This window comes from Paracoccus angustae (assembly GCF_042648745.1).
Classification (GTDB): Bacteria; Pseudomonadota; Alphaproteobacteria; order Rhodobacterales; family Rhodobacteraceae; genus Paracoccus; species Paracoccus angustae.
In genome coordinates this window covers 83626-95754 of sequence record NZ_JBHRXY010000002.1, presented here as the reverse complement: position 1 = coordinate 95754, position 12129 = coordinate 83626, and the positions used below count along the sequence as shown (strand labels likewise).

The 12129-nt window shown below is 68.4% G+C and carries 17 protein-coding genes; 13 read left to right on the top strand and 4 right to left on the bottom strand.

What is annotated here, in order from left to right:
* Positions 1–88: 88 nt before the first annotated feature.
* The 9 genes from ACFOM8_RS03530 (at position 89) to ACFOM8_RS03490 (ending at position 5930) form a co-directional block, all read left to right on the top strand.
* The gene (locus tag ACFOM8_RS03530) at positions 89–787 is read left to right on the top strand and encodes a hypothetical protein (protein WP_377759367.1); all 699 of its coding nucleotides are present in this window, start codon (positions 89–91) and stop codon (positions 785–787) included.
* Positions 788–922: 135 nt separating this feature from the next.
* Entirely contained in the window at positions 923–1537 is a 615-nt protein-coding gene (locus ACFOM8_RS03525) for a ribonuclease D (protein WP_377759365.1), read from the top strand.
* 70 nt (positions 1538–1607) lie between these two features.
* Entirely contained in the window at positions 1608–2552 is a 945-nt protein-coding gene (locus ACFOM8_RS03520) for a KpsF/GutQ family sugar-phosphate isomerase (RefSeq protein WP_377759363.1), read from the top strand.
* 3 nt (positions 2553–2555) lie between these two features.
* Positions 2556–3125 (top strand): hypothetical protein, encoded by a 570-nt coding sequence (locus ACFOM8_RS03515; protein ID WP_377759362.1) that lies wholly within the window; start codon positions 2556–2558, stop codon positions 3123–3125.
* Between the two features lie 18 nt (positions 3126–3143).
* Entirely contained in the window at positions 3144–3620 is a 477-nt protein-coding gene (gene lptA, locus ACFOM8_RS03510) for a lipopolysaccharide transport periplasmic protein LptA (protein ID WP_377759360.1), read from the top strand.
* Positions 3620–4369 carry an LPS export ABC transporter ATP-binding protein gene (lptB, locus tag ACFOM8_RS03505; RefSeq protein WP_377759359.1) on the top strand — a complete coding sequence of 250 codons (750 nt, stop codon included), beginning with the start codon at positions 3620–3622 and terminating at the stop codon, positions 4367–4369. Before lptA ends, lptB begins: the two co-directional genes overlap by 1 nt.
* Positions 4370–4549: 180 nt before the next feature.
* A complete protein-coding gene (gene hpf / locus ACFOM8_RS03500) occupies positions 4550–5125 on the top strand; it encodes a ribosome hibernation-promoting factor, HPF/YfiA family (protein WP_377759357.1) in 576 nt (191 codons plus the stop codon).
* 88 nt (positions 5126–5213) lie between these two features.
* Positions 5214–5678 (top strand): PTS sugar transporter subunit IIA, encoded by a 465-nt coding sequence (locus ACFOM8_RS03495; RefSeq protein ID WP_377759355.1) that lies wholly within the window; start codon positions 5214–5216, stop codon positions 5676–5678.
* A gap of 63 nt (positions 5679–5741) precedes the next feature.
* Positions 5742–5930 (top strand): hypothetical protein, encoded by a 189-nt coding sequence (locus ACFOM8_RS03490; RefSeq protein ID WP_377759353.1) that lies wholly within the window; start codon positions 5742–5744, stop codon positions 5928–5930.
* Positions 5931–6528: 598 nt separating this feature from the next.
* Here ACFOM8_RS03490 and ACFOM8_RS03485 read toward each other — a convergent pair.
* Positions 6529–7398, bottom strand: a complete 870-nt coding sequence (locus tag ACFOM8_RS03485) for a branched-chain amino acid aminotransferase (RefSeq protein WP_377759351.1) — start codon at positions 7396–7398, stop codon at positions 6529–6531.
* Between the two features lie 157 nt (positions 7399–7555).
* Here ACFOM8_RS03485 and ACFOM8_RS03480 point away from each other — a divergent pair, with 157 nt between their 5' ends.
* The 3 genes from ACFOM8_RS03480 (at position 7556) to ACFOM8_RS03470 (ending at position 9616) form a co-directional block, all read left to right on the top strand.
* On the top strand, positions 7556–8068 hold the full coding sequence (locus ACFOM8_RS03480; protein WP_377760056.1) for a MarR family winged helix-turn-helix transcriptional regulator: 513 nt from the start codon (positions 7556–7558) through the stop codon (positions 8066–8068).
* A gap of 9 nt (positions 8069–8077) precedes the next feature.
* Positions 8078–8785, top strand: a complete 708-nt coding sequence (locus ACFOM8_RS03475) for a response regulator (RefSeq protein ID WP_377759349.1) — start codon at positions 8078–8080, stop codon at positions 8783–8785.
* A gap of 78 nt (positions 8786–8863) precedes the next feature.
* On the top strand, positions 8864–9616 hold the full coding sequence (locus ACFOM8_RS03470; RefSeq protein ID WP_377760054.1) for a uracil-DNA glycosylase: 753 nt from the start codon (positions 8864–8866) through the stop codon (positions 9614–9616).
* Positions 9617–9654: 38 nt separating this feature from the next.
* Here the strand turns inward: ACFOM8_RS03470 and ACFOM8_RS03465 are convergent, their stop codons facing one another.
* Positions 9655–10425: a protein-disulfide reductase DsbD domain-containing protein gene (locus tag ACFOM8_RS03465; protein WP_377759347.1), complete on the bottom strand. Its 771-nt coding sequence runs from the start codon at positions 10423–10425 to the stop codon at positions 9655–9657.
* A gap of 198 nt (positions 10426–10623) precedes the next feature.
* On the opposite strand from ACFOM8_RS03465, the gene ACFOM8_RS03460 reads away from it, so the two are divergent.
* Positions 10624–11154, top strand: coding sequence for a YqgE/AlgH family protein (locus tag ACFOM8_RS03460; protein ID WP_377760052.1), 531 nt, complete (start codon positions 10624–10626; stop codon positions 11152–11154).
* A 4-nt stretch (positions 11155–11158) separates the two neighbouring features.
* Here ACFOM8_RS03460 and msrA read toward each other — a convergent pair whose 3' ends face one another.
* Together msrA and msrB are read right to left on the bottom strand one after the other, a co-directional pair.
* A complete protein-coding gene (gene msrA / locus ACFOM8_RS03455; RefSeq protein WP_377759345.1) occupies positions 11159–11665 on the bottom strand; it encodes a peptide-methionine (S)-S-oxide reductase MsrA in 507 nt (168 codons plus the stop codon).
* Complete coding sequence (gene msrB / locus ACFOM8_RS03450; protein ID WP_377759343.1) at positions 11662–12108, bottom strand: peptide-methionine (R)-S-oxide reductase MsrB; 447 nt, start codon at positions 12106–12108, stop codon at positions 11662–11664. The genes msrA and msrB overlap by 4 nt, the downstream gene beginning before the upstream one ends.
* Between the last annotated feature and the right edge of the window lie 21 nt (positions 12109–12129).

Genomic DNA, 12129 nt, shown 5'->3' with positions numbered 1-12129 from the left:
CCTGCCGGATAGGGAACATTGCCGACGGCGATGCGTTTCGGGCCATGCGCCGCAAGGGGAAGGCGCTCACATCATCCGGGAGGATCAGATGAAACCCATATCCACAGGGCTTGTCGGCGCGGCCTTTCTGGCGCTGACAACCGTTTCCGCCCAGGCCGACTGCGCCGCCGAACTGGCGCGGCTGACCGAAGGCGGCGCCGCGGCCGAGGGCATTTCCAAGGACGGATCGCTGGCGCCGCTGGAAAGCGCCCCGGATGCCGCGGCGGGCGCGGATGCGGCGGCTTCGCAGGCCGCGGACACGGCGGAGGCGGCAGGCATGACCAGCGCGGCCCCGACCGACAGCGCGGCCCCGACCGACAGCGCGGCCCCGACCGACAGCGCGGCATCGACCGACAGCGCGGCATCGGGCGCGGCGGTCACGGACACCGCCTCGTCGGGCGGGGCGGCATCAGGCGCTGCGGCTACGGACACCGCCTCGTCGAGCGGGGCGGCATCGGGCGCTGCGGCCACGGACACCGCCGCGGCCGAGGGGAATGAGGGGATCGCCAAGGACGGTTCCCACACGCCCCTGGAAGCCGCGGGTGGCCAGCAGCCGGGCGTGGCGATGTCGGGGGCCGATGCCCAGGCCCAACAGGAAGGCCAGCCGACCGCGGCCGAACAGGCGGCCGGGTCCGCCGGCGCCGATCCCTCGGCCCGCGAGGCCCATATCCAGGCCGCGCGCGACGCGCTTGCCGCAGGGGACGAGGATGCCTGCATGATGGCCGTCGAGGCCGCGCAATCGTCCTGACGCCCCGATCGGGCCGGGGGGATCCCCCCGGCCATTCTGCCGCTTTGGCCCGGTTCAAGCGAATAAGACTGGAATGCCGCGCCGCTTTCTGGTGAGAGAGGCGCCAGCGCAGCTTGGCCCGGACGTACAATCGCGATGAGCATACATCTTTATCCCAACGACCTTCCCGAAGGTCTGGTTCTTGGCCCGGTGGTGGCCATCGACACCGAAACGATGGGCCTTGATCCGCGCCGCGACCGGCTGTGCCTGGTGCAGCTGTCCTTGGGCGACGGGGACGCCCATCTGGTCCAGATCGAGCGCGGCCAGACCGAGGCGCCGAATCTGTGCCGGATGCTGACCGACCCCAAGGTGCTGAAGCTGTTCCATTTCGGCCGCTTCGACATCGCCGCGCTGGAAAACGCCTTTGGCGTCGTGACCGCGCCCGTCTGGTGCACCAAGATCGCCTCGAAGCTGGTGCGCACCTATACCGACCGGCACGGGCTGAAATACCTGCTGAACGAACTGGTGGGCGTCGATGTCAGCAAGCAGCAGCAGACCAGCGACTGGGGGGCCGCGGATCTGACGGATGCGCAGCTGGAATACGCGGCATCCGACGTGCTGCACCTGCACAGGCTGAAGGATGCGCTGGAGGAACGGCTGCGGCGGGAAAACCGCATGGGCCTGGCGCAGGCCTGTTTCGACTTTCTGCCCGCCCGCGCGCATCTGGACCTGCTGGGCTGGGGAAATGAAAACGACATCTTCCAGCATTAGGCGGGCAAGCCGGGGGCGCTTCGCCCCCCGGACCCCCCGAGGATATTTGGACAAAGGTGAAGGCAGCAGCGTGAGCGACTATCTGGAGACGGCGCGAAAGGTGATTCTGACCGAGGCGCAAGGGCTTGCGGTCCTGGCCGAGGGCTTGAACGGGGATTTCTCCCGTGCGGTCGATCTGATCGTGCAGGCGCGGGGGCGGGTGATCGTGTCCGGGATGGGCAAGTCGGGCCATGTCGGGCGCAAGATCGCGGCCACGCTGGCCTCGACGGGGACGCCCGCGCAGTTCGTTCATCCGGCCGAGGCGAGCCATGGCGACCTGGGCATGGTGACGCAGGCCGATGTGGCCTTGGTGCTGTCGAACAGCGGCGAAACCCCGGAACTGGCGGACCTGATCGCCCATACCCGACGTTTCGAGATTCCGCTGATCGGGGTCGCATCGCGGCCCGGATCGACCCTGCTGCGGCAGGCGGACGTGGCGCTGGTGCTGCCCGCCGCGCCCGAGGCCTGCGGCAACGGCATCGTGCCCACGACCTCGACCACCATGACGCTGGCCCTGGGCGATGCCCTGGCGGTCGCGCTGATGGAGCACCGGCAGTTCACGCCCGAGCATTTCCGCACCTTTCATCCTGGCGGCAAGCTGGGCGCGCGGTTGACAAAGGTGGCCGACCTGATGCACCGCGACATGCCCCTGGTGGCCGAGGATGCGCCCATGACCGAGGCGCTGCTGGTCATCAGCCAGAAGGGTTACGGCGTGACCGGCGTGACCGATGCGGCGGGGCGTCTGGCGGGCATCATCACCGACGGCGACCTGCGCCGCCACATGCAGGGGCTGCTGGATCACCGCGCGGCCGAGGTGATGACCCCGGACCCTCGCGTGATCGCGCCGGACGCCCTGGCCGAATCCGCCCTGGCGCAGATGCAGGACCGCAAGATCACCTGCCTGTTCGCGGTGGCGGAGGGGATGCCGCAGGGGATCCTGCATATCCACGACTGCCTTCGCGCCGGGATCGTCTAGGCGATGAACCGGACCCGCATCGTTCGCTGGCTGCGCGTCCTGCTGCCGCTGGCCGCCTTGGCGATGCTGTCCACGCTGTTCCTGTTCTCTCGCGGGGGCGACAGCGAATCGCAGATCCCCTATGCCGATGTGGATGCCGAGGCGATGGCCCGCGATCCGCGCCTGGTGGCGCCCGAATACGCGGGCGTGACGGATGACGGCGCCCGGCTGATCCTGCGCGCCACCGAGGCCGCCCCTGGCCCGGGCGGCGGCCAAGCGCAGGACCTGCGGCTGGACTGGCAGCGTCCAGACGGCTTGCGCGCCGACCTGACCGCGCCCCGGGCGGGGCTTGCGGACGGCGCGATCCGGCTGGACGGGGGGGTGCGCATGACGACCTCGTCCGGCTGGGTTCTGGACGCCCGCAGCGTCGAGGCGGAAACGGACCGGTCCCGCATCGCCGCCGGGAACGGGGTAAAGGCCGAGGGGCCCTTCGGAACCCTTTCGGCGCAGCGGATGGAGCTTGCGCCGGGCAAGGGCGAGGATGCTTTGATCTTGAATTTCTCGGGCGATGTCCGTCTGATATACCAGCCCTGACCACCAAAGGACATGCCGATGCTGCGCCCTCTGCTGACAGCCCTGATCCTGGCCGCCCCGCCGGCTGTCGCGCAGAACGTGACCTTTGGGGGAATCCGCGCCGACATCAAAGCCCCGGTCGAGGTCGCGGCGGACGACCTGTCCGTGAACCAGGCCGACGGCAGCGCGGTTTTCACCGGCAATGTCGTGATCGGCCAGGGCGAGATGCGGCTGTCCGCCGACCGCGTGAGGGTGATCTATGCCGAAGGCGGGCGGAACCGCATCCGGTCCCTGGACGCCACGGGCAACGTGACGCTGGTGTCCGGCGCCGACGCGGCCGAGGCGCAGGCGGCGACCTATGACGTGGAATCGGGCAATGTCACGCTGACGGGCGACGTGGTGCTGACCCAGGGGCAGAACGTGCTGACCGGCGACCGCATGGAGGTGAACCTGGGATCGGGCACCGCGCGGGTCCAGGGCCGGGTGCGGTCGGTGCTGCAACCGGGCGGCAATTGATGCGAGGGGCCGCGGGGCGCACGGGCGACGGTTTGAAGGTCCGGGGCTTGCGCAAGGCTTACCGCAACCGGCCGGTGATCCGCGATGTTTCGGTTGATCTGGCGCGGGGCGAGGTCGTGGCCCTGCTGGGTCCGAACGGGTCGGGCAAGACCACCTGCTTCTACTGCATCGCGGGGCTGGTGCCGCCCGATGCTGGGCAGGTGCTGATCGACGGCCAGGACGCCACCCGCCTGCCGATGTTCCGCCGCGCGCGGATGGGCATCGGCTATCTGCCGCAGGAAATGTCGATCTTTCGCGGCCTCACGGTGGAGCAGAACATCATGGCCGTCCTTGAGGTCGTCCACGAGGATCCCCGCCACCGCCGCGACCGGCTTGAGGAGCTGCTGGGCGACTTTTCCATCGAACACCTGCGCGCGGCCCCCGCCCTGGCGCTGTCGGGGGGCGAGCGCCGCCGGGTCGAGATCGCGCGCTGTCTCGCCTCTGATCCCAGCTTTCTGCTGCTGGACGAACCCTTCGCAGGCGTGGATCCCATCGCCGTGGGCGAGATCCGCGGCCTGGTCCATGACCTGAAATCGCGCGGCATCGGCGTGCTGATCACCGACCACAACGTGCGCGAAACCCTGGGCATCGTCGACCGCGCCTATATCCTGCACGACGGCCATGTCCTGATGTCGGGCAGCACCGACCAGATCGTCGCCGACGCCCGCGTGCGCGAGGTGTACCTGGGCGAGGGTTTCCGCCTGAACTGACGGGTTGGGCGAAATCGTCTCACGCGGATGTGCGCCCCGTTGACAGAACCGATCGGCTGTCACCAAATTGACTCATGCGGGTGCGGCAGGAACCGCATTCCGCCAACCCCGTTTCCGCCGCATGCCGGCTGCTATGAACGGGCCGGCGCATGCGAGAACGGGCAATCGAGAGGAAAGACGATGCGCTACACCATCAGCGGAAAACAGATCGACATCGGCGATGCGCTTTCGACGCATGTGAAGACGGAACTGGGCGAAACGGTCGACAAGTATTCGCAGCGCCCGACCGATGCCACGGTCACCTTCTCGAAGGACGCCCACCAGTTCCTGTGCGACGCCGTGGTGCATCTGTCCACCGGCCTGAACGTGACCGCGCGCGGTTCCGCCACCGAGATCTATGCCGCCTTCGAGGCCTGCCGCGAAAAGATGGACAAGCAGCTTCGCCGCTACAAGCGCCGCCTGAAGGATCACCACAAGGACCGAACCGGGCCGGTTGAATTCGCCCAGGCGGGCATGTATGTGCTGGCCGCTGACGAGGATGAATGGGAAGCGCAGGACAGCGGCCTGCAACCGATCATCATCGCGGAAATGGAAACCCGCGTGCCGACCCTGTCGGTCGGCGACGCGGTGATGCAGATGGAACTTGCCGGAACGCCGCTGCTTGTGTTCCGGAACGAAAAGCACGGGGGCGTCAATGTCGTCCATCGCCGCGAAGACGGCAATGTGGGATGGATCGACCCGCGCGGGAACGGCTGACGCCGCCCGACAGGACGCCTGACCGGAAAACCCAGACCGCCCCCGGCATCCTGCGCGGGGGCGCTTGAACATTGGAAAGACGAAAGCCATGCTGCTGACCGAAATCCTCAAACCCGGCGCGGTTCGTTCCCTGGGTCAGGTGACCTCGAAGAAGCGGCTGTTTCAGGAACTGGCGGAACTGGCCCATGCAGAATACGGCCTGAACGCCACCGAGGTTCTGGACGCCCTGCAAGAACGCGAAAGCCTGGGTCCCACCGGCGTCGGCCAGGGCGTGGCGCTGCCCCATGCGCGCCTGCACGGGCTGGACCGCGTGGTGGGGCTGTTCGTGCGGCTGGAAAAGCCGCTGGATTTCGACGCGGTGGACCGTCAGCCGGTCGATCTGATCTTTGGCCTTCTGGCGCCCGAATCCAGCGGCGTCGATCACCTCAAGGCCCTGGCGCTGGTGTCCCGCACCCTGCGCGACACGGACCTGCGCGCGAAATTGCGCGCCAACGACGACCCGGTGGCGCTGCACGCCGTTCTGGCCGCCGCCCAGGGCATCAAGGCCGCTTAAAGGCTTTGGGTTTGGGCCGATTCGGCCCTATATAGGGCCTCCACCTGTTGAAGGAGGCCCAAGATGACCAAGAAGATCAGCGACAAGCCCCAAGACAAGGGAACCACCCGCCTGCGCGAGTTCACCCGCCACGAGCGGGAATCGGGCACGCATCCCGCCATCGAGGCCTTGCGGTCGCGCCCGCAGATGCGGAGCGAGGAGAACCGCAGGGTCATGGAGTATGCGCGCATCGAGCGCGGGCAGATGAGTTGAGAGTTCCAAGGTTAGGCAGAACCTGGGGCCGTCCGGGAAAGGGCGGCCTTTCGACAGGGGCGGGACGACCATCCGCCGGAACAAGCGCCGCTTCCAGGACCGGAACGCGGCCCGGGCCATTCCGGCGCGGTCCTGGCCGTGCCGTGCCCCCTTCCAGGCGGCAACCGCTGCCATGAATCGCGCGACCACCACATGCGCTGGCGTCCCGATGCCGAAAACGAAGCTTTGCCGCCGGGCCGGCGCGAGTTCCTGCGGCAAGTGCTGCAAGGGCGCCGCGACCGGCGTGTTCGGCCCGTTCGGACCAGCGGCTTGGACATCGGGCGGATAGTCCGTTCCGCCCGGGCAGGCTTAAGCGTCGGCCCCCGCGGCCAGAACCGGCGGCACTGATCCAAAACCCATGCCGCGCGCGTCGGTCCTGGCCTCGGGTCCGACAAGGGCGGCGGTTTTTTTTGTTGCCGGGCGTGCTTCCGGCCGCCTCTGCCGCCTGGGACAGGTTCGCCGTGAACGCCCCCGCCCCCGGCCAGCAGGATGCGTGCCTGCACGCACCCTGGAACCGCGTGAGGCAAGGGGCGCCCCGTCGGGGCAGCCTCCCGTTTCCTCAGGCCCGCACCAGCCGCTCGTAATCCTCGGCCACCTTGCGGGTCGTCGGACCCACCTGGAAATGCCAGTCGCCGATCTGGCCGACCGGCGTCACCTCGGCGGCCGTTCCGGTCAGGAAGCATTCCTGGAAATCCGCCAGCTCCTCGGGCTTGATGCGGCGTTCGTGGACGGCGGTGCCGTTGTCCTTCAGCATCTGGATGATCGTTTGGCGCGTGATGCCGTTCAGGAAGCGGTCGGCCAGCGGGGTGTGGACCTCGCCGTCCTTGATGAAGAAGATGTTGGCGCCGGTCGCCTCGGCCACAAAGCCTTCCCAGTCCATGAACAGCGCGTCCGAGCAGCCCTTGGCCTCGGCCGCGTGCTTGGACATGGTGCAGATCATGTAAAGACCTGCGGCCTTCGCGGCGGTCGGGATCGTTTCGGGCGAGGGACGCTTCCACTTGGCCACGTCCAGTTTCGCGCCCTGCCATTTGGCGTCGCCGTAATAGCTGCCCCATTCCCAGCAGGCCACCGCCATGCGCACCGGGTTGCGCGCCGCCGACACGCCCATGTCGGGGCCCGACCCGCGCCACATCACCGCCCGGACATAGGCGTTGGTGAAGCCGTTGGCCTTCAGCACGGCGTCCTTCGCGGCGTCGATCTCGGCGGCGGCATAGGGCGAGTCCATGTCCAGCAGCCGGGCCGATTCGATCAGCCGCAGCGAATGCTCGTGACCCTTGAAGATCTTGCCGTCATAGCACCGCTCGCCTTCGAAGACCGAACTGGCGTAATGCAGGGCATGGGTCAGGATATGCACGTTCGCGTCGCGCCAGTCGACCAGTTCGCCATCCATCCAGATCTTGCCGTCGCGATCGTCATATGCGCCCGTCATCGTTCTCTCCAATTCAGGACCGGGCTTTTCGTTTCTTGCGCGGGCCTGCCCGGTGCCGGCCCGTTTGTTGCGCGAAGCCCTTGACGGCTAGCAATCGAATCTTGGAAAGTCAACATCGCTGCCCTATCAGGGAGGCGATTGGACAAAGGGTGACATGATGGCCGAGACGCTGCGCGTTCACAGCATGATGGGCGAGGATCTGCTGTTCCTGACCGACGAGAAGCTGCGTCGCGGGATCGAGGCGATGTTCTTTGCCTATCGCGCCTTCACCGCCGATCCCGACCTGATCCTGGCCGACTTGGATTACGGCCGCGCCCATCACCGGGCGCTGCATTTCATCCACCGCGATCCGGGGCTGACGGTCACGTCCTTGCTGGCGGTGCTGGGCGTGACCAAGCAGTCGCTGAACCGGGTGCTGCGCACGCTGATCGAGGACGGGCTGGTTGAAAGCCGCGTGGGCCGCCGCGACCGGCGCGAACGGCTGCTGTTCCTGACCGACAAGGGCGCCGCCCTGGAACGCCGCCTGTCCGAGGCGCAGCGGGCGCGGATGCGCCAGGCTTACCGCGCGGCGGGGCCGCAGGCGGTGGCGGGCTTTCGTCAGGTGCTGGAGGCGATGATGGACCCCGAGACGCGGGCGCAGTATCAGTCCATGAAGGATCTGCCCGAATAAAGGCCCGCCATGAGCCAGACTGACGCCCATCTGCTGATCGTCGACGACGACGAACGCATCCGCGCGCTTTTGGGCCGGTTTTTGCGCAAGAACGGCTTTCTGGTGACGCAGGCCCGCGACGCCGCGCAGGCCCGCCGCCTGCTGGCGGGGCTGGAATTCGACCTGATCGTGCTGGACGTGATGATGCCGGGCGAGGATGGCTTCGCGCTGACCCGGTCCTTGCGCGAAACCCTGGCGACGCCGATCCTGCTGCTGACGGCGCGCGGCGACACCGAAGACCGCATCACCGGGCTGGAGGTCGGGGCCGACGATTACCTGCCCAAGCCCTTCGAGCCGCGCGAACTGCTGCTGCGCATCAATGCGATCCTGCGCCGCATCCCCGCGCCCGAGATGCATCAGCCCAAGTTCCTGACGCTTGGCCCGCTGCGCTACGACATCGACAAGGGCGAATTGTGGCAGGGAGAGAATCACCTGCGCCTGACCGGCACCGAACAGGCGCTGCTGCGCCGTCTGGCCGCCAGCCGGGGCGAGCCGGTCAGCCGCGCCGACCTGATCGAGGATCTGGGCCGGGGCGGCGCGGGAGACGAGCCCGAGAACAGCGAACGGGCCATCGACGTGCAGATCACCCGGCTGCGCCGCAAGATCGAACCCGACCCGAGGGAGCCGCGGTTCCTGCAAACCGTGCGCGGCACGGGCTACATGCTGGTGGTGGATTAGCGCGTGGATCCCCTGAACTGGCACGGCATCGCGCTTGACGCGGAAACCGCCCTGGCCCTGCTGGAATGGCAGGCCGAGATGGGCGTGGACGAACCCGTGGGGGACGCCCCCGTGGACCGCTTCGACCTGGCGGCGCGGCCGGATGTTTCCCCGCCGCCCGCCGCCGCCACCGCCGCTGCCGCCGTCCTGCGCCTGGAGCCGGAAGGCGACGACCTGCCCGCCCGCGTGGCCCAGGCCGAAGCCCTTGCGGCCGGGGCCGACACGCTGGACGCGCTGGCCGCCGCGCAGGAGTCCTTTGACGGGATCGAGCTGAAAAAGGGCGCGCGGAATTTCTGCTTCGCCGACGGCAACCCGGCGGCCCGCCTGCTGATCCTGGGCGAGGCCCCGGGGGACGAGGAAGACCGCCAGGGCCGCCCCTTCGTGGGCCGCGCGGGGCTGCTGCTGGACCGAATGTTCGACGCCATCGGCCTGTCGCGCCGGGCGGTCGATGCGGAAAAGGCGCTGTATATCACCAACGTCCTGACCTGGCGGCCGCCCGGAAACCGCGACCCGCAGCCCGACGAGATCGCGATGAGCCTGCCCTTCGTGCGCCGCCACATCGAACTGGCCGCGCCCGACCTGGTGGTGCTGATGGGCAACATCGCCTGCGACGCGGGACTGGGCCGGCGCGGCATCCTGAGGCTGCGGGGGAACTGGACCACCGCCTTTGATCGTCCCGCCCTGCCGATGACGCACCCCGCCTATCTGCTGCGCAACCCTCCGGCCAAGCGCGAAGCCTGGGCCGATCTGCTGTCGCTGTCGGCGCGGCTGGAAGGACAGGGCGGGCGCTGACGGACCGCAAGAACGGCAAGGTGCGTGCGAACACGCGCCTATCCGGCGCAGCCCCGCATCTCGACCGCGCCGCCCTCGCCGATCACGGTGAAGACCAGCCGGTCGGGGCGCAGATCGAAGGGCGCGGCCTCGGGGGGGACGATATCGGCGGTCAGGACCGACCCGCCGGGCTTTGCGTCCAGGCGGGTGCTCGACACCCAGGCATCGCCGTCCGCCAGCTCAATGGCGGCCAGGGTGACGGAACGGGGCAGGGTGGCGGTGACGCGCATTCCGTCCGCGATCGGCCGGAGATCGCAATCGGGGCGGTCGGGGGCGGGATCGGGCACCCGGTCCAGGGCGGACAGGATCGCGGGGTCGGGCGCGGCGCCCGCCGCATCCGCCCGCAGCGCGACATGGGCGGGAACGCAGATGTTCTTGCACAGGCCGAAATCCACCGCCACGGCCAGATCGACCGGCCGGCCGGGATCGGCGGGGCTGGCCGTGAAGGGCAGCACCAGCCGGTCGTGATAGCCAAGCGCCAGGCCGTCGCCCGACGAGACGGCCTGCGGCGCGGGCCAGTGCAGCGCCACATCGCCCAGATTGGCCGACCCCGACCAGTCGAAGACCGGCGGCAAGCCGCTGTCGCCCGGGCTGCGCCAATAGGTTTTCCATCCGGGCTGCAACTGGAACTCGATGGCGGCCACGCGGCTTCCGTCTGGCTGGGTCCAGCCGGGCAGGATGCGGGCGGCCACGAGGCCCGGCGGGCCTTCGGCGGCCAGGGGCAGGGCCGACAGGCCAAGACAGGCAAGGGAAAGAACGATGCGGATCATGGGTCATGGCTAGCGGCTGTCGGCGGCGGGATGAAGTCACAATGCCGCGCGGCACTTGCAACAACGCGCCCAAGGTCCGATCTAACACGGAAAGGAGACCCGATGAACAGCATCCCCGAACCGCGCGGCCGCAGTCCCGAACGCCGTCTTTCCGACGAGGGCGGGCAGACCAACCTGACCGGCAAGGTTCTGATCGCCATGCCGGGCATGGCCGATCCGCGCTTTGAACGCTCGGTGGTCCTGATCTGCGCCCATACGGACGAGGGCGCCATGGGTCTGGTGCTGAACCGCCCCCTGCCGGAAATCGACTTCGGCGACCTGCTGGAACAGCTTGGCATCCCCACCGATGGCTCGGCCCGGCGGATCGAGGTGCGCTTTGGCGGCCCCGTGGAACCCGGGCGCGGCTTTGTTCTGCACAACGTTCCCGAACATGGCGACGACCCGGAAGGCCGGCTGCGCATCGGCCGGACGCTGGCCATGACCACGACCCGCGACATCCTGGAGGACCTGGCCCATGGCCACGGTCCGGCATCCGCCGTTCTGGCGCTCGGCTATGCCGGCTGGGGGCCGGGCCAGCTCGAGGCCGAGATGATGCAGAACGGCTGGCTGACGGGCGACGGCGCCGAGGATCTGATCTTCGGTGCGGCCCATCACGACAAATGGCAAAGCGCCCTGCGCGCTCAGGGCATCGACCCGTCGCTGCTGTCCGCCGCGTCGGGCCGGGCCTGAGGCCTTACACCGTCGCGCGCTTTTTGGGCAGCACCCAGTTCGGGCGCGGGAAATGGCACGTATAGCCGTTGGGGAAGCGTTCCAGATAGTCCTGGTGCTCCGGCTCGGCTTCCCAGAAATCGCCGACCGGTTCGACTTCGGTCACCACGCGCCCCGGCCACAGGCCGGATGCGTCCACGTCGGCGATGGTCTGGGTGGCCACGCGCTTTTGCTCGTCGTTGACGTGATAGATGGCCGACCGGTAGCTGGGCCCGATGTCGTTGCCTTGCCGGTTCGGCGTGGTGGGATCGTGGATCTGGAAGAACACCTCCAACAGCTTGCGATAGCTGAGGATGGAGGGGTCGAAGATCACCTCGATCGCCTCGGCGTGGTTGCCGTGGTTGCGGTAGGTGGCATTCGCGACCTCGCCCCCGGTATAGCCCACCCGCGTGGAAATCACGCCGGGCAGGCGGCGGATCAGATCCTGCATGCCCCAGAAGCAGCCGCCCGCAAGAACCGCGCGTTCGCTCATCGTGCCGTCTCCTCGACCTGGTTCAGGTATTGACCGTAACCCTCGGCCTCCATTTGGTCGCGGGGCACGAAGCGCAGCGCGGCCGAGTTGATGCAGTAGCGCAGCCCGCCCGCCTCGCGCGGGCCGTCGGGAAAGACATGGCCCAGATGGCTGTCGCCGTGCTTCGACCGCACCTCGGTGCGGACCATGCCGTAGGACACGTCGCGGTGTTCGGTCACGTTGCCGTCGATGGGCTTGGTAAAGGCGGGCCAGCCGCAGCCCGAGTTGTATTTGGCCGACGAGGCGAACAGCGGCTCGCCCGACACCACGTCCACGTAGATGCCCGGTTCGAAATGGTGGTCGTATTCGCCGGTGAAGGCGCGTTCGGTGCCGTTTTCCTGGGTGACGCGATACTGCTCGGGCGTCAGCCGCGCCAGGGCGTCGGCGGTCTTTTCATAGGCCATGCTTGTCCTCCGCTGGTCCTT